General features: G+C 73.3%; 23 protein-coding genes. 8 read left to right on the top strand and 15 right to left on the bottom strand.

Annotated features, from left to right (window positions below; genetic code table 11):
* Positions 1-91 precede the first annotated feature (91 nt).
* From ACXVGS_RS03935 to ACXVGS_RS03975, 9 genes are all read right to left on the bottom strand, one after another.
* The gene (locus ACXVGS_RS03935) at positions 92-799 is read right to left on the bottom strand and encodes a hypothetical protein (RefSeq protein ID WP_458536644.1); all 708 of its coding nucleotides are present in this window, start codon (positions 797-799) and stop codon (positions 92-94) included.
* A 19-nt stretch (positions 800-818) separates the two neighbouring features.
* On the bottom strand, positions 819-1,628 hold the full coding sequence (locus ACXVGS_RS03940; RefSeq protein ID WP_458527553.1) for a helix-turn-helix transcriptional regulator: 810 nt from the start codon (positions 1,626-1,628) through the stop codon (positions 819-821).
* On the bottom strand, positions 1,625-2,401 hold the full coding sequence (locus ACXVGS_RS03945; RefSeq protein WP_458536645.1) for a helix-turn-helix transcriptional regulator: 777 nt from the start codon (positions 2,399-2,401) through the stop codon (positions 1,625-1,627). Before ACXVGS_RS03945 ends, ACXVGS_RS03940 begins: the two co-directional genes overlap by 4 nt.
* A gap of 78 nt (positions 2,402-2,479) precedes the next feature.
* Entirely contained in the window at positions 2,480-3,271 is a 792-nt protein-coding gene (locus ACXVGS_RS03950; RefSeq protein ID WP_458527555.1) for a helix-turn-helix transcriptional regulator, read from the bottom strand.
* 1 nt (position 3,272) lies between these two features.
* Positions 3,273-3,650: a globin gene (locus tag ACXVGS_RS03955; protein ID WP_458527556.1), complete on the bottom strand. Its 378-nt coding sequence runs from the start codon at positions 3,648-3,650 to the stop codon at positions 3,273-3,275.
* 96 nt (positions 3,651-3,746) lie between these two features.
* Positions 3,747-3,920, bottom strand: coding sequence for a sigma factor (locus tag ACXVGS_RS03960; RefSeq protein WP_458527557.1), 174 nt, complete (start codon positions 3,918-3,920; stop codon positions 3,747-3,749).
* A 111-nt stretch (positions 3,921-4,031) separates the two neighbouring features.
* The gene (locus tag ACXVGS_RS03965; protein WP_458531395.1) at positions 4,032-5,087 is read right to left on the bottom strand and encodes a hypothetical protein; all 1,056 of its coding nucleotides are present in this window, start codon (positions 5,085-5,087) and stop codon (positions 4,032-4,034) included.
* Complete coding sequence (locus ACXVGS_RS03970) at positions 5,084-5,611, bottom strand: SigE family RNA polymerase sigma factor (RefSeq protein WP_458527559.1); 528 nt, start codon at positions 5,609-5,611, stop codon at positions 5,084-5,086. Before ACXVGS_RS03970 ends, ACXVGS_RS03965 begins: the two co-directional genes overlap by 4 nt.
* Positions 5,612-5,745: 134 nt before the next feature.
* Complete coding sequence (locus ACXVGS_RS03975) at positions 5,746-6,681, bottom strand: mechanosensitive ion channel family protein (RefSeq protein WP_458536646.1); 936 nt, start codon at positions 6,679-6,681, stop codon at positions 5,746-5,748.
* A 92-nt stretch (positions 6,682-6,773) separates the two neighbouring features.
* Here ACXVGS_RS03975 and malQ point away from each other — a divergent pair, with 92 nt between their 5' ends.
* The gene (gene malQ, locus ACXVGS_RS03980) at positions 6,774-8,897 is read left to right on the top strand and encodes a 4-alpha-glucanotransferase (protein ID WP_458536647.1); all 2,124 of its coding nucleotides are present in this window, start codon (positions 6,774-6,776) and stop codon (positions 8,895-8,897) included.
* 70 nt (positions 8,898-8,967) lie between these two features.
* Here malQ and pepN read toward each other — a convergent pair whose 3' ends face one another.
* The gene (gene pepN, locus ACXVGS_RS03985) at positions 8,968-11,544 is read right to left on the bottom strand and encodes an aminopeptidase N (RefSeq protein WP_458527562.1); all 2,577 of its coding nucleotides are present in this window, start codon (positions 11,542-11,544) and stop codon (positions 8,968-8,970) included.
* Between the two features lie 99 nt (positions 11,545-11,643).
* On the opposite strand from pepN, the gene ACXVGS_RS03990 reads away from it, so the two are divergent.
* The 3 genes from ACXVGS_RS03990 to ACXVGS_RS04000 all read left to right on the top strand — a co-directional run bounded on the left by ACXVGS_RS03990 (position 11,644) and on the right by ACXVGS_RS04000 (position 13,979).
* Entirely contained in the window at positions 11,644-12,267 is a 624-nt protein-coding gene (locus tag ACXVGS_RS03990) for a mycothiol-dependent nitroreductase Rv2466c family protein (protein ID WP_458536648.1), read from the top strand.
* A 34-nt stretch (positions 12,268-12,301) separates the two neighbouring features.
* On the top strand, positions 12,302-12,781 hold the full coding sequence (locus ACXVGS_RS03995; RefSeq protein WP_331112556.1) for a ribose-5-phosphate isomerase: 480 nt from the start codon (positions 12,302-12,304) through the stop codon (positions 12,779-12,781).
* A gap of 82 nt (positions 12,782-12,863) precedes the next feature.
* The gene (locus ACXVGS_RS04000) at positions 12,864-13,979 is read left to right on the top strand and encodes a PP2C family protein-serine/threonine phosphatase (RefSeq protein ID WP_458527564.1); all 1,116 of its coding nucleotides are present in this window, start codon (positions 12,864-12,866) and stop codon (positions 13,977-13,979) included.
* An 85-nt stretch (positions 13,980-14,064) separates the two neighbouring features.
* Here the strand turns inward: ACXVGS_RS04000 and ACXVGS_RS04005 are convergent, their stop codons facing one another.
* On the bottom strand, positions 14,065-14,571 hold the full coding sequence (locus tag ACXVGS_RS04005; RefSeq protein WP_458531399.1) for a DUF4395 domain-containing protein: 507 nt from the start codon (positions 14,569-14,571) through the stop codon (positions 14,065-14,067).
* 110 nt (positions 14,572-14,681) lie between these two features.
* On the opposite strand from ACXVGS_RS04005, the gene ACXVGS_RS04010 reads away from it, so the two are divergent.
* Entirely contained in the window at positions 14,682-15,050 is a 369-nt protein-coding gene (locus tag ACXVGS_RS04010) for a VOC family protein (RefSeq protein WP_458527566.1), read from the top strand.
* Here ACXVGS_RS04010 and ACXVGS_RS04015 read toward each other — a convergent pair.
* From ACXVGS_RS04015 to ACXVGS_RS04025, 3 genes are read right to left on the bottom strand one after another with little or no spacing between them, the layout of a single operon-like run.
* A complete protein-coding gene (locus tag ACXVGS_RS04015) occupies positions 14,992-16,260 on the bottom strand; it encodes a sensor histidine kinase (protein ID WP_458527567.1) in 1,269 nt (422 codons plus the stop codon). The genes ACXVGS_RS04010 and ACXVGS_RS04015 overlap by 59 nt on opposite strands.
* Positions 16,261-16,288: 28 nt before the next feature.
* On the bottom strand, positions 16,289-16,960 hold the full coding sequence (locus ACXVGS_RS04020) for a response regulator transcription factor (RefSeq protein WP_458527568.1): 672 nt from the start codon (positions 16,958-16,960) through the stop codon (positions 16,289-16,291).
* Between the two features lie 25 nt (positions 16,961-16,985).
* The gene (locus ACXVGS_RS04025; RefSeq protein ID WP_458527569.1) at positions 16,986-17,483 is read right to left on the bottom strand and encodes a DUF2231 domain-containing protein; all 498 of its coding nucleotides are present in this window, start codon (positions 17,481-17,483) and stop codon (positions 16,986-16,988) included.
* 139 nt (positions 17,484-17,622) lie between these two features.
* Here ACXVGS_RS04025 and ACXVGS_RS04030 point away from each other — a divergent pair, with 139 nt between their 5' ends.
* The 3 genes from ACXVGS_RS04030 to ACXVGS_RS04040 all read left to right on the top strand — a co-directional run bounded on the left by ACXVGS_RS04030 (position 17,623) and on the right by ACXVGS_RS04040 (position 19,610).
* Positions 17,623-18,231: a TMEM175 family protein gene (locus ACXVGS_RS04030; RefSeq protein WP_458536649.1), complete on the top strand. Its 609-nt coding sequence runs from the start codon at positions 17,623-17,625 to the stop codon at positions 18,229-18,231.
* Positions 18,224-19,072 carry a DUF3626 domain-containing protein gene (locus ACXVGS_RS04035; protein WP_458534273.1) on the top strand — a complete coding sequence of 283 codons (849 nt, stop codon included), beginning with the start codon at positions 18,224-18,226 and terminating at the stop codon, positions 19,070-19,072. The genes ACXVGS_RS04030 and ACXVGS_RS04035 overlap by 8 nt, the downstream gene beginning before the upstream one ends.
* A 70-nt stretch (positions 19,073-19,142) precedes the next feature.
* Positions 19,143-19,610: a hypothetical protein gene (locus ACXVGS_RS04040; protein ID WP_458527572.1), complete on the top strand. Its 468-nt coding sequence runs from the start codon at positions 19,143-19,145 to the stop codon at positions 19,608-19,610.
* 69 nt (positions 19,611-19,679) lie between these two features.
* Here the strand turns inward: ACXVGS_RS04040 and ACXVGS_RS04045 are convergent, their stop codons facing one another.
* Positions 19,680-20,408: a metal-dependent hydrolase gene (locus ACXVGS_RS04045; RefSeq protein ID WP_458527573.1), complete on the bottom strand. Its 729-nt coding sequence runs from the start codon at positions 20,406-20,408 to the stop codon at positions 19,680-19,682.
* Between the last annotated feature and the right edge of the window lie 249 nt (positions 20,409-20,657).

The following is a 20,657-nucleotide window of genomic DNA, read 5'->3' on the forward strand; positions in this document are numbered from 1 at the left end:
GGGGGAGACCAGCGGGAGGCGCACGGTCGGGCACTGGCGGAGGGGCCAGTGCCCGACCGGGCCGCTGTCAGGGCTCGCGCGCGTCGGAGGGTCAGGAGCCGACCAGCCTCATGCCTGCCTGGTAGCGGCTGCGGGCGTCCACCGCTTCCATGAGCATTCGCACCTCCGAGGCCACGGTCCTGAGCGAGACGCCCAGGGCCCGCGCCATCGCGCCGTCGGTGAGCCCGTCGACCAGGCCCTGGGCGATCCGGTGCTGACGCTCGCTGAGGAACACGGCGGAGGGGGGAAGCTGCACGGACGCAGCCTCGGTGGTCCGCCACAGGCTGCGGGCTGCGTCCACCGTGGCCGGGTCCCAGACCAGCCACCCGGATCTGCTCCCGGCGGTCATCCGGGGACCGTCAATGACGATGCGGTCCCCGTCCACCAGGAGCATCTGCAGCAGCACCGGTGCCACCCGAATCTGGTGGCGCAGCAGGACCTCTGGCGCCGCGATGGGCCGTTGCGTCGCGCTCCCGTCGACGATGGTGCGCAGGTCGAGGCCCCGCCGACGGCTGCGTTCGTCCGCCGCCGTGTGCAGGGTCCGGGGGTCGCCGGGCTCAGGTGCGAGGGCCCACACCGATCGCTGCGTCTCCCGCTCCAGCTGCTCGAAGGTGGATCGCACCTCCTCCCCGGTGGAGCCGAGCAGCCTCGCCCCGCCGACCCCGGGGTCGGCCGTCACGGCTGCGACGGCGGCCGCCACACACCGGGTCAGGTGCGCCGACCGCTCGGCGACCTCCGGCCAGGCGCCGTTGAGGGTCACCCCGGCACCGTACCTGCGGTCATCGGTCGAAGAGGCGCATCGCCGTCTGGTAGCGGGTGCTCGCCCCCGAGGCATCCATGAGCACCCGGACCTCCGAGGCGACGGTGCGGACGGACACCCCCAGCTCACGGGCGATGGCAGCGTCGGTGAGGCCGTGCAGGAGATGGGCGGCGATTGCCCGTTGCCGATCGGTGAGGACGATCACGTCCTCGGGCAACGGGATTGCGTTGCGCACCGTCCGGCCCCACAGGTCGACTGCGGCCTCGATGACGAGCGGGTCGGAGTGCAGCCAGCACGACGGGCTGGGGGTGGTGCCGAGCCTGGGTCCGTGCAGGACCGCGGCCCGCTCATCGATCAGGATCATCTGAAGGTGGACCGGGGCGACCAGCACGAGATCGGCCAGCCCTGGCGCAGCCGCCACCGGCGCGTTGAGGGCTCGCAGGTCGACGACGACCTTCAGGTCGATGCCTCGGGCGCTGCTCCGCGCATTGGCCGCCGCCTGGAACCCGCGCGGATCGGCGGCGCCGGGGGACAAGGTCCACACCGAGCGGGTGGCGAGGCGCTCCAGGGCGAGCATCTGCGCCCGGGCTTCATGCGCGTCCCGGCCGAGCATCTGCAGCCGGTCGAGCCGGATCTCGCCCGCGTCGACCGGCTGCGTGAGTGCGGTCGGGGGCAGCCCCGCGATGGCCCGGGCCGCCCGCTGCCTCAGGAGGGCCGTAGCCTCGGCGATGGCGGCCCACTCGCGCGGCAGGCGGCTGGTGCCCTGCCCGGGGTCGTCCGGCTGTCCCGCGACGCCGCTGCCGTCGGTCCCGCGGTCTCCATGCATCATCGCTGGAACAGACGCATGGCGGTCTGGTACCTCGTGCTGGCGCCCGTGGCGTTCATGAGGGTCCGCACCTCCGAGGCGACGGTACGGACTGACACCTCCAGCTCCCGGGCGATCAAAGCGTCGGTCTTGCCGTGCAGGAGCAGGTTGGCGATGGCGCGCTGGCGCTCGGTGAGCTGGACGACATACTCGGGGAGCGGCGCCGCGTTGCGGACGGTGACCTCCCACAGTGCCACGGCGGCCAGGACCACTTCGTCCTCAGGAACGAGCCAACAGGACGTGCCGTGCATGTCCAGCCGCGGGCCCTCCAAGATCACCGCTCGCTGGTCGACGAGAATCATGTGCAGGGAAACCGGCGCGACGAGCACCCGATCGAGGTGCTCCGAGGAACCAGCCACCAGGCCACCCTGGATGGCCTCCACATCGAGCACGATCCTCATGTCGAGGCCCCGCGCACGGCTGTGTTCGGTGGCGGCCGCCTGCAGACCGCGAGGGTCTGCCGGATCGGGGCTGAGGGCCCACACCGAGCGAGTGGCGTGGCATTCGACGAAAGGAAACCGCTCGCGTGCCTCGTCGCCGTTGCGGCCGAGCAGCTGGAGCTCCCCCAGGGTGATCTCCTCCGGTGAGACGGGCTGCAGGTCGCTGTGGACCGCGGCGCCGATCACCCCGCTGGCGGTTCGGCGCAGGCGAGCAGTGGCCTCGGTGATGGCGGCCCACTGCGCCGGCAGGTCGAGGGCGCCGCCAGCGGTGCGGCGGTCGCTGGCTCCGGTGGTCATGGGCGCAGACTCCTCCCGTGGCGGCGAGGACGGGGCTCCGGCCGCATCGCAGAGGTCATATCTTCACCGTAGCGACTCTCACGGACGGTGCAGGCGCATCGCCGCCTGGTAGCGGCTGCTGGCGCCCACAGCGTTCATGAGGACCCGGACCTCCGCCGCGACGGTGCGGGTGGACACCCGCAGCCGGCGCGCGATCGCCGCGTCGGTCTCCCCGTCGATGAGTCCGCTGGCCACTGCGCGCTGACGGTCCGACATCACCAGAGCCTCCGCCGGCAGGGGCGCCGACCGCGCCCACGTCTCCTGCCACAGGGCGCAGGCGGCAGCGGTGATACCCGGCTCGTCCATCAGCCAGCCGGACGGGCCGCCGAAGGGGCGAAGCACCGGTCCCTCGACGACGACCAGCTGCTCGTCCAGCAGCATCATCTGCACGTGGACCGGGGCCAGGCGCACGCGGTCGCGGGAGGCCTGGTCCGCGGCGGCGATCGGGCGGGTCAACGCGACCAGGTCCAGCACCAGCCTCAGGTCGATTCCCCGGGCCCGGCTGGCGTTGTTGAGGTCGACGACCAGGCTGCGCGGGTCGGCCGACCCCGGCGACAGCTTCCAGGCGGAGCGTCGGGTGGCCGGCTCCAGGCTGGCCATCGACGTCCGGACGGCCGCGGCGTCCTCGCCCAGGAGGCGGACCCGGCCGGCGTCGACGCGGCCGGTCAGCGCCCGCCCGATCACCCGCGCCGTGCGCGAGGACAGCTCCCCGGTGAGCTCGGTGATCGCCGCCCAGTCGCTGGCGGCATCGCGTCCGGGTGTCGGTGCCGCGCCCGACCCGGCCAGGTCGGTGCCTGCGGTGTCTGCGGCGTCTGCCCCCTGCGGCTCCACCTCAGTCCTCCAGGCTGTTGACCAGCGAGTGGGCGGCGCGGTCGAGGTAGTCACGCAGGATGAGCTCGTCCGCAGGAGCCAGCTGCAGCGCGTCCACGGCCGCCATCATGTGCTTCAGCCACCGGTCCCGCTGGGCGGGCGTGACCTTGAACGGGTGGTGCCGCATGCGCAGCCGGGGGTGGCCCCGCTCCTGGGAGTAGGTCGTCGGGCCGCCCCAGTACTGCTCGAGGAACAGCCGCAGGCGCTCCTCGGCCGGCGCGAGGTCCTCCTCGGGGTAGAGCGCTCGCAGCTCGGGGTCGGCCGCCACGCCGGCGTAGAACTCGTGCACCAGCCTGGCGAACGTCTCGTGGCCACCCACCTGGTCGTAGAACGTCGTCACGCCAGACATCCTCTCAGGAGGCACGGACTCACTCCTGAGGTGTCACGGCCACCTGCCAGTTCGGGCCGGTGAAACCCTCCGGAGTCACCACCACGTTCATGGGCGGTCGCCTTCGATGCGCCCCCAGGCCCGCCAGGCCTCGGCCAGGGCGGTCTGGACGAGGTCCTCGGCGGAGGCGTGCTGGCGGATGAGCAGGACCGCGGTGCGGTGCGGGGCCGGGCCACGGGCGACGACGAAGTCGACGACCCCCTCCGGTGGTGATCCCCTCATGCCCCCTGACCTCCTGGCTGTCGTCAATGGTTGCCCACGGGTTCATCTGCGCGGCACCCCGCGCTGCAGCTCGCGGTCGCTGGCAACCCCGCGGTCTGGCAGCATCGGCGGTCAGGGCTCGTTGCCGACCACCACGCGCCAGTCCGCGCCCGCGAACCCCTCGGGCGTCACCACGATTTGCAGCTTTCCGGACGGGGCGGCGCCCTGGGTGAAGGCCGCCGTCTCCATCGTGGCGCCGACGTGGACGAAGTCGAAGAACTCCAGCCAGCCCTCGTCGTCGCGAAGTGGACCAGCGGGGGTGCCCCCGTCGAAGGGCTTGCCGTTGATGGTCACCTTGAGGCGACCCGGCCCGCGGCCCTCGACGGTCACGTAGCGCCCCGGCTGGTCCCCGAGGATCGTCGCTCCCCGCGGCGTGTTGGGGTCCTCGCCGGCAGCCGGCCCCACGACGAGGGCCTTGCGGTCCGCCGGTGCGGTCCACGAGTAGTCCAGGCTCTTCTCCAGGCCGGCGGGGCGGGGCGGCAGCCGGTAGGCCGACCACGGCACGGACTCGTAGACCCCGAGCGTGATGGTGGCGCCGGCGAACGAGGGCCCGGCGCCGGGTGTGAGCTCGGCATGGTTGACGAAGACGTCCAGGTCGAGCGGCGTGCTGGTGCCCTGGGAGGTCCCGAGCACACCCGACTCGAGTGCCGTGGTCGTGAAGCCGCACGGGGGCTTGGCCGTCAGACCGGAGGGGCCGGTCACCTTCGCTCCGACCCGCTGGTCGAAGTCCGTGATCGTCTCGGGGCGGCACTGCATCCGCACGTTCAGCGTCCGCCCGGGCGTGGTCGGGACGGTGATCGTCCCCCGGAGCCGCTCCAGTGCAGGCGCGGACACGACGACCAGTCTCTTGAACCCCGCGCTGTACTCCGGGAAATCAGTTCCGGCCTCGACCACGCGGAACGGGCCGGTGCGAGCCGGCTCCGAGCTCTTGCGTCCGGCGTGGGTGCCGGCGAGCACCCCACCGGCCAGGACCAGCACCGCCGCCGCGCCGGCGAGGACGGCGCGGCGCCGGCGGGCCGCCTGCACCCGGGCGGTGGCGCCGGCGACGAGGGCGTCGGGGGAGGGGGTCGGTGACGCGGCGGCCTCGTCCTGCAGGACGTCGCGCAGGTCGTCCAGGGTCGGGTTCATCGGGTCCACCCCTTCCGCGAGGCGTCGACGGGTGCGGCCGGCTCGCGCAGCGGCTCGGACACCCGCAGCGACGCCAGGGCCTTGGCGGTCTGGGACTTCACCGTGCCGACCGTGATGCCAAGCGTGTCGGCGGTCTGGGCCTCGGTGAGGTCGTGGAAGAAGCGCAGCACGATGACCGCGCGCTGCCGCGGTGGCAGGGTCGCGAGGGCGGCCACCAGGGACGCGCGCAGCGTGACCTGGTCGTCGTGCCCGGCTCCGGCGGCCTCCGGCAGGTCCGCGGTGGGGACCTCACCCCGCCAGCGCCGCCGCCAGCCGGAGGCGAACTCGTTGACGATGATCCGGCGGACATAGGCCTCGCGGTCCCCCTCGATGCGCCCCCAGGACCGCCAGGCCTTGGCCAGGGCGGTCTGGACGAGGTCCTCGGCGGAGGCGTGCTGGCGGGTGAGCAGTACTGCCGTGCGGTGCAGGGCCGGCCCACGGGCGACGACGAAGTCGACGAACCCCTCCGGTGGTGATCCCCTCATGCTCCTGCGACCCCCTGGACCTCGACAAAGGTTGCCCCCGCCGGGCGGGAGATCCCGAGTGTGGACCATCACGACGCCGGCGGCCCGGAACCGCAGGGGTTCCGCGCCGCCGTTGCAGGTTCCTGCAAAGGACCTCAGCTACGCAGGGCGCCTGCGCCGTAGGGCGGCAGCACCTGCGGCGCGCGGACCCCGGCCCGGTCGAGGTTGGCCTTGACCCGCTCGCGCAGCTCGCGCGATACGGGGACGTTCTCGTTCGCCGCGCACTTGGCGACGATGCGCACCGTGACGACCCCTCCGGTCATCGACTCCACGCCGACGACCTCGGGCTCGGCCAGCACGCGCCGGGCCCAGGCGTCGTCCTCGGTCAGCCCGTGGACGGCCTCGCGGATCAGCGGGAGGACCTTGTCGAGGTCCTCGTCGTAGGGGACCGGGACGTCCACCAGCGCCGTGGACCAGCCCTGCGAGCGGTTGCCGACCCGGATGATCTCGCCGTTGCGGACGTACCAGATGACCCCGTTGAAGTCGCGCACCCGCGTGATGCGCAGGGTGACGTCCTCGACCTCGCCGATCACCTCGCCCGTGTCGACGATGTCGCCGACGCCGTACTGGTCCTCGGCGATCATGAAGATGCCGGTGATGAAGTCCTTGACCAGGCTCTGCGCGCCGAAGGCGAGGGCCACGCCGGTGACGCCGGCCGAGGTCAGCAGACCCTGGATCGGCATGTCGATCTCCTGCATCACCGTCAGCAGGGTGACGACGAAGATCAGCACGGTGGCGACGCTGCGCAGCAGCGTGCCCAGCGTGGCGATGCGCTGGCGCTCGCGCACGACGCCCGTGGCGTGGGCGAGGACCTTGACCTTGCGCCGCGGGACGGCGTCGTCCGGGCGAGGGGACGTCTTCACGGCACCGCTGCGCAGGAGCCGCGCGATGAAGCGGTGGACCAGCCATCGCGCGACGAGGCCGGCGAGGATCGTGACCAGCACCTTCAGTGGTGTGCCGGAGAGCCATTCCCAGAAGCCCCTCCACGTCAGGGAGTCGAGCTGCTTGAGGATTTCGTTCGCCAACACCATGGCCCCATCCTTGCGAAGGGGAATGCCGAGTGCCGAATCGCCACTCGTGAAAGAGTGGTGGCCCCGCGACACATCTCACAGGAAGGGGACCCGTGAGCACTCCCGCACCGTCGCCGGAGCTGAGCGAGTTGGCGCGCGCCCACGGCGTCGCCACGGAGTACTGGGACTGGCAGGGCAACCACGTGGTCGTCAGCGAGCCGACCATCGTCACGGTCCTGGCCGCGCTGGGTGTCGACGCCTCGACCGCGGACCGGGCGCGGGCGGCGCTGGAGGCGGTCGAGCTGCGGTCCTGGCGGCAGGTGCTGCCGCCGGTCGTGGTGTGCCGGCAGGGCTGGACGCCGTGGGTGCCGGTCCACCTCGACGACGGGGCGTTGGTCCAGGTGTGGATCACCCTCGAAGGCGGGGGCCGTCGCGAGGTGCGGCAGGTCGACCGCTGGGTTGAGCCGCGGCCGGTCGACGGGCGGGCCGTGGGGGAAGCCACGTTCGAGCTGCCCGGGGACCTGCCGCTGGGCTGGCACACGCTGCACGCCCGCCTCGAGGGCGGCACCGTCACCACGCCGGTGGTCGTCACCCCGGCCCGGCTCACGCTGCCCCCCGCGCTCGCGGAGGACCAGCGCGCCTGGGGCCTGATGACCCAGCTGTACTCCGTGCGGTCCCGGCGGTCCTGGGGCGTCGGGGACCTCGGTGACCTCGGCGACATGGCCGCGTGGGCCGCAGCCGACCTCGGCGCCGACTTCGTCCTGGTCAACCCGCTGCATGCGGCCGAGCCGGTGCCCCCGATGGAGCCCTCGCCCTACCTGCCCACCACCCGCCGGTTCGTCAACCCGATCTACATCCGCGTCGAGGACATCCCCGAGGTCGCCTACATGTCGGCGGCGGAGCGGCAGTTCCTGGAGTGGCACGGCGACGACGCCCGGGCGCTCAACGAGTCCGACGTCATCGACCGGGACGCCGCCTGGGAGCACAAGCTGGTCGCGTTGCGGCACGTCTTCCACCAGCCCCGCTCGGCCCGCCGCGAGCGGGCCTTCGTGGCCTTCTGCGAGCGCGAGGGCCAGGGGCTGGTCGACTTCGCCACCTGGTGCGCCCTGGCCGACAAGCTCGGCCTGCCCTGGACCCGGTGGCCCGAGGAGCTGCACGACCCGCGCGGCGAGGGCGTGGCCCGGATGCACCACGACATCGCCGAGGACGTGCAGTTCCACTGCTGGCTGCAGTGGGTCGTCGACCAGCAGCTCGACCAGGTGCAGCACGACGCGCGGGAGGCCGGGATGGCCCTGGGCGTGGTGCACGACCTGGCCGTGGGCGTCCACCCCGAGGGCGCGGACGCGTGGGGGCTGGCTGACGCCCTCGCCCGGGACGTCACCGTCGGCGCGCCGCCGGACCAGTACAACCAGATGGGCCAGGACTGGAGCCAGCCGCCCTGGCGCCCGGACCGGCTCGAGGAGCTGGCCTACGCGCCCTACCGCGACATGCTCCGCACCGTGCTGCGGCACGCGGGTGGCATCCGCGTCGACCACGTGATCGGGCTCTTCCGGCTGTGGTGGGTCCCGGCCGGCAAGGCCCCCAGCGAGGGCACCTACGTGCGCTACGACCACGAGGCGCTGGTGGGCATCCTCGCGCTGGAGGCGCACCGGGCCGGTGCGCTGGTCGTGGGGGAGGACCTCGGCGTCGTCGAGCCCTGGGCCCGGGACTACCTCAAGGAGCGCGGCATCCTCGGCACCTCGATCCTGTGGTTCGAGAAGGACGAGGGTGGGGCGCCCCTGCCCGCCGAGCGCTACCGCGAGCTGTGCCTGGCCACCGTCACCACGCACGACCTGCCGCCGACCGCCGGCTACCTCGCCGGGGAGCACATCGACCTGCGCGAGAGCCTGGGCCTGCTCACCCGGCCGGTGGAGGAGGAGCGTGCCGCAGACGAGGCCGCCCGCGAGGAGGTGCTGCAGGTGCTGCGCGAGCGGGGCCTGCTGCGCGAGGGTGGCAGCCAGCACGAGGTCATCGAGGCGCTGCACCGGTTCCTGTCGTGGACGCCCGCGCGGCTGATCGGGGTCGCCGTGCCGGACATGACCGGCGACCGCCGCGCGATGAACCAGCCCGGCACCGACGAGGAGTACCCCAACTGGCGGCTCCCGCTGGCCGACGGCAACGGCAAGCCGGTGCTGCTGGAGGACCTCATGGCCTCCCGCTGGGCCCGGCGCCTGGCCCGCTGCGTCGCCCAGCGCTGAGGCCCGCACCGACAGCAGGAGGGGCGGGGACCGCGTCGGTCCCCGCCCCTCCTGTCGTATGCCGGGTGGCTCAGGCGCGCGCGTCGCGCTCCTGGGCGCGCAGCGCCCGCGCGATCGCGTCGCGGTTCTCCGCCACGAGACGGCGCAAAGCCGGTGCCGCGTCGGCGTGGGCGTCGAGCCAGGCCTGCGTGGCGTCGTGCAGCTCGGCGTTGGCGAGGACGTGCGGGTAGAACGTCTCGATGATCGCCTCGGCGATGGCGTGGGTGCGCGAGCCCCAGACGTCGAGCAGCATCGCGTGGTACTGCTCCACGAACGGTGCGAGCACGGCCGGGTCGTGGGCCTTGGCGAAGCCGAGGCCGATCGACTCGACCATCTGGTTGGGCAGGCCGTCCTCGAGGACCGCCTGGCGCCACGCGTCGGCCTTGAGCTCAGCGCGGGGGATCGAGGCCAGGGCCTTGGCCGCCCGCTCGCGGCCGGTGGCCGTGTTGTCGCGGGTGCGTTCGGCCTCGACCTCGGCCTCGGTGGCGGCGTCGGCCGCCGCCAGGGAGGTGAGCAGGGTCCAGCGCATCTCGGTGTCGACGGCGAGGCCGGCGATGCTCGCGCTGCCCTCGTAGAGGCCGCGCACGAAGGCCACATCCGCCTCGGCCTGCGCGAAGGACGCGTAGGCCGTGGCGAGCTGGAGCTGGGCGTCGCTGCCCGGCTCGGCCGCCTCGAGGAGGCTGCGCAGGCGGTTGACCACCCCGGCGGCGACCTCCGCACGGTGCTGCGGCGCGACATACAGCGTCGCGGTGGTGGTCATCTGCTGGAGCAGGACCCGCAGCAGTGTGGAGTCGGTCTCGCCGGGCAGGGCCGCCAGGACCATGTCGATGAAGTCGCGGCCGGACATCTCCGCGTCGCGGGTCATGTCCCACGCGGCGCCGAGCACCAGCGCGCGCGGCAGGCTGCTGGCGAAGCCACGCGGGTGGGCGATGGCGGTGGCCAGGGAGCGCTCGTCGAGGCGGATCTTGGCGTAGGCCAGGTCGTCGTCGTTGACCAGGAGCAGGTCGGGCTGCTTCTGGCCGACGAGCATCGGCAGCTCGGTGAGCTCGCCGTCGACGTCGAGCTCGTGGCGGGCCACCCGGACCAGCTCCTCGCCCTGCACCTCGTAGAGGCCCACGGCCAGGCGGTGGGGGCGCAGCGTGGCGAAGTCGGCGGCGGCGCTCTGGCGGATGGCCGCCGCGGTGTAGACGCCGCCCTCGTCGACGGACACCTCGGGGGTCAGCGTGTTGACGCCTGCGGTCTCCAGCCACAGCTTGGACCAGGTGGACAGGTCGCGCCCGGAGGTCTGCTCCAGCTCGCCGAGCAGGTCGGCCAGCTGGGTGTTGCCCCAGGCGTGCTTGGCGAAGTAGCTGCGCAGGCCGGCCACGAACGGCTCGCGCCCGACGTAGGCCACCAGCTGCTTGAGCACCGAGGCGCCCTTGGCGTAGGTGATGCCGTCGAAGTTGACCTCGACGTCGGCCAGGTCGCGGATGTCGGCGACGATCGGGTGGGTCGAGGAGAGCTGGTCCTGGCGGTAGGCCCACGCCTTCTCGGCGGTGCCGAACGTGGTCCAGGCGGTCTCCCACTGGGTCGCCTCGGCCTGGCAGGTGGTGGAGGCCCACTCGGCGAAGGACTCGTTGAGCCACAGGTCGTCCCACCACTGCATCGTGACGAGGTTGCCGAACCACATGTGCGCCAGCTCGTGCAGGATCGTCAGGGCGCGGCGCTCGATGATCGCCTCGGTGACCTTGGCGCGGAAGACGTAGATCTCGTTGAACGTGACGGCGCCGGCGTTCTCCATCGCGCCCATGTTGTACTCGGGCGTGAAGACCTGGTCGTACTTCTCGAACGGGTACTCGCAGTCGAACTCGTTCTCGAAGAACGCGAACCCGCGCTTGGTGCAGTCGAAGACGTTCTCGGCGTCCAGGTGCGGGGTCAGCGACTTGCGGCAGAACACGCCCATCGGGACGACGCCCTTGCGCGTCTGCACCTCGTCACGGACCACGTCGTAGGGGCCGGCGATGAGCGCGGTGATGTAGGAGGAGATGCGCGGCGTGGGGGAGAAGGCCCAGGTCGCCTTGGCGACGGCGGCGCCGGCCTCGTCCTGGAACTCCCCGGCCGGGGTCGGCTCCGGGGTGGGGGAGTTGGACACGACCTGCCAGTGCGCCGGGGCGGTGACCGTGAAGGCGTAGGTGGCCTTCAGGTCGGGCTGCTCGAACACGGCGTACATCCGGCGCGAGTCGGCGACCTCGAACTGGGTGTAGAGGTAGACCTCGTCGTCGACCGGGTCGACGAAGCGGTGCAGGCCCTCGCCGGTGTTCATGTAGACGCCCGTGGCGTCGATCGTCAGCACGTTGCTGGCCTGCACGTTCGGGACGCGCACGCGCACGCCGTCGAAGTGGGTGGCCGGGTCGAGGGACTCGCCGTTGAGGGTGATCTCCTGGACCGAGGCCGCGATGAGGTCGATGAACGTCTCGGCGCCCGGGGTCGTGGCCTCGAAGGTCACGGTCGTGCGGGTGCGGAAGTTCGTCGGACCGGTGGTCAGGTCCAGGGCGACGTCGTAGGCCGCGACGGACAGGAGGGCTGCGCGGTCGCGCGCCTCGTCACGGGTGAGGTTCTTTCCGGGCACGGGTGTCTGCTCCTACGGGAAAGGGCTTGGGTCGGGTCATCCTCGCACGGGGCGTGCGCAAGGTCACCCGAATACGACAGGCCGGCCGCGGCTGGCAGGATGGCCCTCGTGACTCACGCGACACGCACCCAGGCCGAGATGTGGTTCGACCCGATCTGCCCGTGGGCGTGGATGACCTCCCGCTGGCTGCTGGAGGTCGAGCAGGTCCGCGAGGTCGACGTGACCTGGTCGGTGATGAGCCTGGCCGTGCTCAACGAGGGCCGAGACCTGCCCGAGGCCTACCGCGAGATGATGGACCGCGCCTGGGGCCCGGTCCGCGTCATCATCGCTGCCGCCCGTGAGCACGGCGACAAGGTCATCAAGCCCCTGTATGACGCGATGGGCACCCGCATCCACCTCGGCGGGGAGAAGGACTACACCAAGGTCCTCGCGCCGGCGCTGGCCGAGGTCGGCCTGCCCGAGGACCTCGCCCGCTTCGCCACACTGCCCGACGTCGACGAGGAGCTGCGGGCCAGCCACGAGCGTGGCATCGGCCTCGTCGGCGACGAGGTCGGCACCCCGGTCATCGCCGTCGACGGCGTGGCGTTCTTCGGTCCCGTCGTCTCCCCCGCCCCGAAGGGTGACGCGGCCGGCCGGCTCTGGGACGGTTGTCTCCTCGTCGCGGGCACGCCCGGCTTCTTCGAGCTGAAGCGCACCCGCACCGTCGGCCCCATCTTCGACTGACCGTCCCTACCCCCGACCCAAGGAGCCCCCAGAGATGCGCGTTCACATCGGCGGCGACCACGCGGCATACGAGCTCAAGTGCGAGCTCGTGACCTTCCTGCAGTCGAAGGGCTACGACGTCGTCGACCACGGCCCGGACTACTACGACGCCGACGACGACTACCCCGTGGCGGTGCTGCGCGCGGCGGAGGGCGTGGCGGGTGAGCACGGGTCCTTCGGCGTCGTCCTGGGCGGCTCCGGCAACGGAGAGCAGATGGCGGCCAACAAGGTCCGCGACATCCGCGCTGCCCTGGCCCACAGCGTCGAGACCGCGCGCCTGGCCCGCGAGCACAACAACGCGCAGGTGATCTCGATCGGGGCGCGGATCAACACCGTCGAGGAAGCCAAGGAGATGGTCGAGGTCTTCCTCACCACCCACTTCAGCGGCGACGAGCGGCACAAGCGGCGGCTGGCGATGATCTGGCGCTACGAGCACAAGGGCGAGCTGCCGCCCACCACGGCCTCCGAAGGCTGAGCCCGGTCATCCGCAGGCCAGAGACGCGCCATGAATGGGTAAAGGTGACCCAGGTGCGCTCGGACCTGACTAGGTTTCCCCTGTGACGACGCAGGTCGAGACACTCGTGCGCCGCCGCCACCGCCGTACCGCGCTGGCCCGCCTGGCCCGGCGGTTCTCGCACCTCAGCCGTTGGCTGACCGTCGCGACCGGCTTCGCGCTCATCGCGGCGACCGGGCTGGTCACCTGGGCCCTGGTGCAGTTCCCCGTCGGTGTGCCGTGGGCGGTCTTCGCGCCGATCGCGGTGCTCGCCGGTCTCTTCCTGACTCCCCGCTGGGTCGCGGTGGTCTACGGCGCGATCGTGCTGGGTTTCGCGTGGTCCGGGTGGGAGGTCGCGGCCACCAAGAGCTCGTACGCCGGTTCCGGGGTGGTGCTGGTCGTCGTCGCTGCCTCGATGCTGTGGCTGGCCCAGTCCCGCGCCCGGCTCGGGGTGCAGGGCACGCTCGGCGAGTCGATGCTGGTCGACCTGCGCGACCGGCTACGAGCCCACGGCGAGCTGCCCGACCTGCCGCACCCCTGGCACGCCGAGACCGCCCTGGAGTCGGCGTACGGGCACGCGTTCTCCGGCGACTTCATCGTCGCCAACCGCTCCCACGACGGCAGCCGGCTCGAGGTGACGCTCGTCGACGTCTCGGGCAAGGGTGTCAACGCCGGCACCAAGGCGCTGCTGCTCTCGGGCGCGCTCGGCGGTCTGCTCGGCGCCATGCCGCCGGAGGACTTCCTCCCGGCGGCCAACAGCTACCTGCTGCGTCAGGACTGGAGTGAGGGCTTCGCCACGGCGATCCACGTCGCCCTCGACCTGGAGACCGGCGACTTCTGCGTGGGCGGCGCCGGGCACCCCCCGGCGGCGAAGTTCTCCGCCGGGTCGGGGCGCTGGCAGCTGATGGACGACCCCGGCGGGCCGCTGCTCGGGGTCATGGACAGCACGTCCTTTCCCCGCAGCGGTGGACGGCTCGAGCGCGGCGACGCGCTCCTGCTCTACACCGACGGGGTGATCGAGACGCGCACCCGGGACCTGACCGTCGGCATCGACCGGATGCTCGGCACCGCCGAGCAGCTGGTCTCGCACGGGTTCACCGGGGGAGCGGACCGCATCTGCGCCACGGCCCGGGCCGGCGAGACCGACGACCGGGCCGTCGTCCTGATCTGGCGGGGTTGACGTGACCGCCCGGCCGGACGCACCCGGTTCCGAGGGAGGCATGCTGGCGCTGCTGGCGCTGGCCCCCCTGCTGCGGTCGGACCGCTCAGGAGGACGTCGTCGCGGTGCGGCGCAGGCTGATGTCCGCGCACTCGAGGCAGATCTCCTCGGGCACGACACCGAGCTTCATCAGGCCGCCGAAGAGCACGCAGCCGACGCAGAAGCCGAGCAGCGACTCCAGCGCCGGGAAGACGACCATCACGACGCCGATCGCGACGACCACGGGCGCGGCGGTCCCGGTCAGCCACAGCACTGAGGCGGCGGTGGTCATCACCGCGCCGATGGTGGCGGCGAACCGCTTCGGCGGGCCGGCGGTCGGGCGCCTCGCGGCGCGCACGCGCGGCCGGACCACGGCCTGCACGAACCGGGCGACGGGACTGGCCTGCGGGCCGAGCGCGGCGCGCAGGATGAAGTCGACGGCCAGCACGGCGTAGAGCCACCACTGGTGGGCGGCCAGGGCGACCAGGCCCAGGACCAGCACGACGCCGGCAATGAGGCGGACGGTGACGTCGTCGACGACGCGGGGGAAGCGGGGCTGACCGACGGGGCGCATGGTCTGGTCAACGACGCCGACCCCACCCGGCTATTCCTGTGCGCTGGAGGTTCTCGACATGCGGACGCAGGGCCCGGTGGATGGACGGGCCGGCCGCTACCGTCGGGCACATGAGCGGGCTGCACTCGATCGTCGTCTTCTGCCACGACCCCTACGTCATGGCGCCGTTCTGGTCCGCGGCGCTCGGCCTGCAGCCGGTGGAGGAGGACGCGGACAAGCTGGCCTCCCGCTCACTGGGCCACCTGGAGTCGGTGCTGTTGCACGGCGAGGGACACCCCCAGGTGTGGGTGACCCCGGTGGAGGCGCTGGACCCGCCGGGCAACCGGCTGCACGTCGACGTCTCCGGGGGTCCGGACCTCGTTCGGCAGCTCGGGCAGCTCGGCGGCCGGCACGTGCGGGACGAGCAGCGGTGGACGGTGGTCAGCGACCCGGAGGGGAACCAGCTGTGTGTCGTCCCCGGTGGCTCGCCGGGAGCCTGACCGTCCAGGTCGCGCCGACGCCGGGGGCCCCGCGCGCGGACAGCGTGCCCCCGTGTGCCTCGAGCACCTCGCGCACCAGCGCCAGGCCCAGCCCGAACCGTCGCCGGTCGTCGTGCCCGCGGCTGAACGGCTGCATCAGCTCCTCGATCCGTTCGGGGTCCAGCCCCTCGCCCGTGTCGGACACCTCGAGGACGACGCGGTCGTGAACCACCGAGACCTGCACCCGGACGCTGCCTCCGGGCGGGGTGTGCGCCAGGGCGTTGTCCACCAGGGCCGACACGGCCCGCCGCAGCGCCGGCGGGCTGCCGTGCACGACGGCCGGCGCGGCGGCGCCCGCCCCGGTTGCGGCACTCAGCGCGATGCCACCGCGCTCGGCGCGGAGCTCGTCGGCGGCCACCACGTCCTGGACCAGGGAGGCCACGTCGATGTCGACCCCGCCGCCGGGGTGCGCGCGCAGCTGCGCCGACAGGAGCAGGTCGTTGAGCACCTCGGCCATGGTGCGCGCGTCGCCGAGGAGCTGCTCGGCGTCCTCGCGCGGCCCGGCCGGCCCGGAGGCGAGCTCGCGGGTGAGCAGCTCGGCCCGCATGGCCAGGCGGGACAGCGGTGTGCGCAGCTCGTGGCTGGCGTCGGCGACGAAGCGTCGCTGACGGGCGAGGGCGTCGGCCAGGGGCCGGGTGGCCCACCGCGCCAATGCCGTACCGGACACCAGGGCCAGGCCCACCCCGACGACGAGGGCGAGCAGCAGTGCGCCCGCCAGGCGGTGGCGCTCGGCCTCGCGCCCGCTGAGGTCCTCGACCGCCTGCACCACCGCGCCCCCGCGGGACACGGTGCGCACGAGCATCTCGGTGCCGCCGATCGAGACCTCCCGCTGGTCCGGGTGACCGGGGCCGACCCGGTCCATGACCGTGGCCAGCGGCAGGCCCTCGGGGGCGCCGGGCGTGGACTTGAGCTCGCCGGAGGGCTCGCGGATGAACAGCCAGACGTCCGGGGGCGGGTCCTGGGCGTCGTCGGCGTGCGCCGCGGCACTGGCCAGCGCCTGGTCCGCCGCCACGTCGCGGGAGCGCACGACCGCGACCCAGGTCACCGCGCTGGCCAGCAGGACGCCGAGGAGCACGGCCCCTGCCACCATCGCCGCCACCTGCCTGCGGGCGCGGGCCAGGGCCGGGTCGTCCCCGGGTGCGGCGCGCAGGGCGGGCCACCCGCGGGTCACGGCGTCCGCGCCCGACCGGTCGTCGCGGTCACTCGATCTCCCCGGCGCGGTAGCCCACGGACCGCACGGTGCGCACGACCGCCGTGCCGAGCTTCTTGCGCAGGTAGTAGACGTACGTGTCCACGGCTCCCGAGCTCTCCGCGTCCGCGAACGCCCGCTCGCGCAGCTCCTCGCGGCTGAACACCCGCGTCGGCCGGGAGGCCAGCGCGGCGAGCAGGTCGCGCTCGGTGCGGGACAGCGGGACCACGGTGCCGTCGGGGCGCCGGGCCGCGCACCCCTCGACGTCCAGCCACCCCTGACCCAGCGGGACCAGGTCGGCGGACTCCTGGTGACGCCGGCGCAGCGCGCGCAGCCGGGCAAGCAGCTCCTCGGCCTCGACCGGCTTGACCACGTAGTCCTCGGCGCCGGCATCCAGCCCGGCCACGCGGTCATGCACGGTGCCGTAAGCGGTCAGCACCAGCACCGGGGTCCGGTTGCCGACGCGGCGCAGCCGTTCGAGGGTGTCCAGGCCGTCCCCGTCGGGCAGCCCGCGGTCCAGGATCGCGACGTCGAACTCGGAGGTGAGCAGGGCGTGCAGCCCGCCCTGGCCGTCGCGCACCCGCTGTACGGCATACCCCTCGCTGCGCAGCAGCCGCTCGAGCAGGCCGCCGAGCTCGTCGTCGTCCTCGACGACGAGCACGCTGGGGTCGGTGCCGCTCACGAGGTCAGCGTGTCACGACGGGGGCCTACTTGCCCTCGTCGCCACCGGTCCGGGGCGCCGCCTTGGCCACGTCGGACCACGCAGCCTCGGCGCCGGTGTGCCCGATCCGGATGACCTGGAACGTCGTGCCGGCGGCGCCGACCAGACCCAGGGCGATGCCGGCCACGACCAGCAGCCGCGGCACGGTGTTGCTGCCCGCGCTGCGGCGGTGGTGCCAGTACAGCGCGGCGGCGGCCACCACGAGCAGGGCCACCCACGGCAGCAGCCCGTCGGCGAGCTCGGTGTGCCGCTCGAGCGTGGCGGAGTGGTCGACCCGGCGCTCGAGGGCCTCGCCGGACTGCGTGCTCAGCGGCACGAGCACCAGGGCCACGAGGCTCAGCGCCAGGGGCACGACACCGGCCCGCCGCCGGAACGCCGGCCAGAGCGCGGCCAGGGCGACGGCCACGGCGGCAGCGGGCACCAGGACGACGGTGGCGTGCACCACGAGCGGGTGGACAGGCAGGCCGAACACGGTGTCGAACACGCACAAGCTCCTTGTCGCAGACGGTCCGCCGGATGGTGCCGGTGGTTTCTCAGAACCTTCTCAGAGGCCGTGGCCGGCCGCCTCCGGGCAGACTGGCTGCCGGCGCCACCGCACGCGCCGCCGCGACGGGAGGGCTGGGATGGGCACAGGTCGGCTGGAGGCATTCAGCGACGGGGTCATGGCGGTCGCCATCACGCTGCTCGTGCTGGACCTGCACGCCTCGCCGGAGGCCGGGTCGTCGCTGGCGCACCAGCTCGTCTCGGAGTGGCCCTCGTTCGCGGCCTACGCCGTCAGCTTCTTCATCATCGGGATCATCTGGGTCAACCACCACGCCCTCATGGCGCTCGTGGCCCGCGTCGACCGGGTGCTGCTGTTCGTCAACCTGGTGCTGCTGCTGTTCGTCACGACGATCCCGTTCACCACGTCGACGCTCGCCGCCTACCTGCGCGAGGGCGGCGCGGACGCGCGGGTGGCGGTGCTCCTGTACGGCATCTCCATGGAGGGCATGGCCGTGAGCTTCACCGTGATCCTCGCGCACCTGGTGCGCCACCAGCTGATGCACGAGCCGGTCGACCCGGCCACCGGCCGCCGCGCCGTGCGCCGCTTCGGGCTGGGCACGCTCGTCTACCCCCTGATCGTGCTGGTCGGCCTCGTCTCCGCGCCGCTCATGCTGCTCCTGTATGCCGTGCTCGCCGGCTTCTACGTCGTCGAGCAGACCCCGATCCTCGGACGGGCCGACCGTGGCTGACACCCCGGCGCAGGCGCGGGCCCTGGACCACGTCGCGGCGTTGTCCTCAGGCCCGCCCGTCGACGGCGACCTGCGGGTGACGCTGAACTTCCACCCGGACCGGGTGACGTCGGGCCGGCCGATCCTGGTTGCGATGGGCGAGGACGGTTGCTACCACTCGCAGTTCGTCACCGGGACGAGCAACGGTGGGCTCACGGCCCACCCCGGCGGCGACCGCTGGCGCTGGGAGAGCCGGATCTTCGGGGGCGCGTACGACGGCGCCCACCCGGCCGAGCGCCCGGTCTACGGCGCGCTGAACCTGTGGCGACGGCCCGGCGGCGCGGCGCCGCGCTTCGGCTCGGCGCACGTGCGGCTCACCGCGCAGGCGCTGGCGCGCTCGACGTTCTGCCACCCCGACAGCGTCTTCGAGCCGACCCACTTCGGTGTGGCCAGGCGAGCGGGGCTGCTGGCGCGGGCCAGGCCGGGGGAGCCGGAGCTGCTCGACGACTACGTCGAGGCCCAGGTGCACGGTCCGGTCCGGCTCGACCGCGACGTCGAGGCGCTGGTGCTCGACCCCTGCTACCGGGGCACCGCTGTCGAGGCGCAGGCACGGGCGCTGCCCTGCCCGGTGGAGTGGCACCCCGGCTGGCGCCTGACCGTGGCCGAGCTGCAGCGCCACCCGGATTACCGCGGCCCGGAGGTCGTCGAGGCGGGCGTGGCCATCGCGCGGGACGGGGTCCTGGACGGGTGGGTGGTCGGGAAGGCGGTCGCGGCGGGGCGCTACGACCCGCAGACGCTCAAGCGGGTGTGGCACTGCGTCGCCCGGTTCGGGTCGCCCGCGCACGCGGGGGAGCGGCCGTAGGCCTTCCGAGGTTCGTCCGAGAAAGCGGCGGCACGGTGGTTGACCTGACCACCCGGAAGGAGCTTGTCTCATGTCGAGCCAGACGCCGCAGACCGACGTCCGACCCCATGCCCAGACCACCACGCCGGAGGTCACCGCCACCGGTGCGGCGGCCTCCCTGCCCCTGCGCCTCGCCGGCGCCGCCCTCTCGCTGGGGGTCGGCTGGATCCACGTCACCGACCAGGGCGGCTTCCCCGGCTCCAAGACCCCCACCTACGTGGGCATCGGCTACTACGTCCTGGAGCTGGTCGCGGTCCTCGTCGCCGCCGCCCTGCTCTTCGCCCCGGGCCGCCAGCGGGTCACCGGGTGGTTCGTGGCCGTCGGCGTCGCCCTCGGCCCGCTCGTCGGCTACGTGCTCTCACGCGGCCCCGGCCTGCCGGCCTACACCGACGACCGGGGCAACTGGTCCGAGCCGCTCGGCCTGATCAGCCTCGGGGTGGAGGGCCTGCTGCTCCTGCTCTCCCTCGCGGTGCTGCGCTCCGCACGCCGATCCGTCTGAGCCCCCGGCTCCCGGCCCGCGCCCACCCTGCCGTGGCGCGGGCCGGTGCCGTGCTCGTGCGCCGCGGGCTCACCCGAGCGCGCGGATTGCTGCGCGCAGGGAGGCGGTGGCGGCATACACGCCGGTGTTGCGGTAGAGGGTGTAGACGGTGGCGACCAGGAACGCCGGGGCCGCGAGGAAGTGCTCCGCCGGCGATCCGGTCTTGAAGAAGCGCCCGGCGACGCGCTGGGCGTGACCGCCGAACCAGGTGAACGGCACCGGGATGCCGCCGACGGTGAGCCAGTCCCCGGCGATGTGCACCAGCACGCCGCCGGCCACCGCGACCGGCAGCCAGGGCGCTGACATGTGCGTGTAGTGGCCGGACGCGGTGATCCACCACGCGCCGAGGCCGGACATGGCGAGGTTCCCCATGACGGTGTTCTCGGCCCGGCCGGGGATGACGAAGTTGCAGGCCCGCAGCGCCAGCCCGATCGCGAATGCCAGCATCGCGAACGAGCTCACGGGGTGCTGGCCGGCGAGCCAGGCGATGGCGCCGAAGACGACCGGCGCGATGATGGCGTCGTGGGTGCCGTTGCGGTGGCCCCGTGAGACCGTGGCGATGCCGCCCGCGAGGGCCTCGGTGAACCCGCCCCACATCCGGCCGATCGTCGCGCCGCGCTGGTCGAGGTCGGGCAGCATCGCGAAGCCTCCCCACGCCGCGACCCACGCGGTCTGCTGGGCGGCCGTGTGCACGGGGGCGAAGGGCAGCGTGGCGGCGCCGGCGGCGAGGCCGGACAGCGCGTGGGAGTGGCCGAGCACGGGGAGTCTCCACGAGTTCTGGCTCCGGGGTCACCGGCGCCGGGCGGGCGGGGCGCGGGCGCCGTTGCTCTCGCTCGGGTCTGCGCGCCGTCGGTGCAGCCCGCGAAAGCGGCTGTGCGGCTTGGCCTTCCGGCCACCTGCCCGGGGCACCGTGGTGCGCCGAAGCGTAGGGGGCACGATGTCCGGTTTGTCCGGCGGGTGCGCCGCGGGCCCCGGCGGGTGCGCCGCGGGCCCCGGCGGGTGCGCCGC

The organism is Oryzihumus sp. (genome assembly GCF_054325275.1).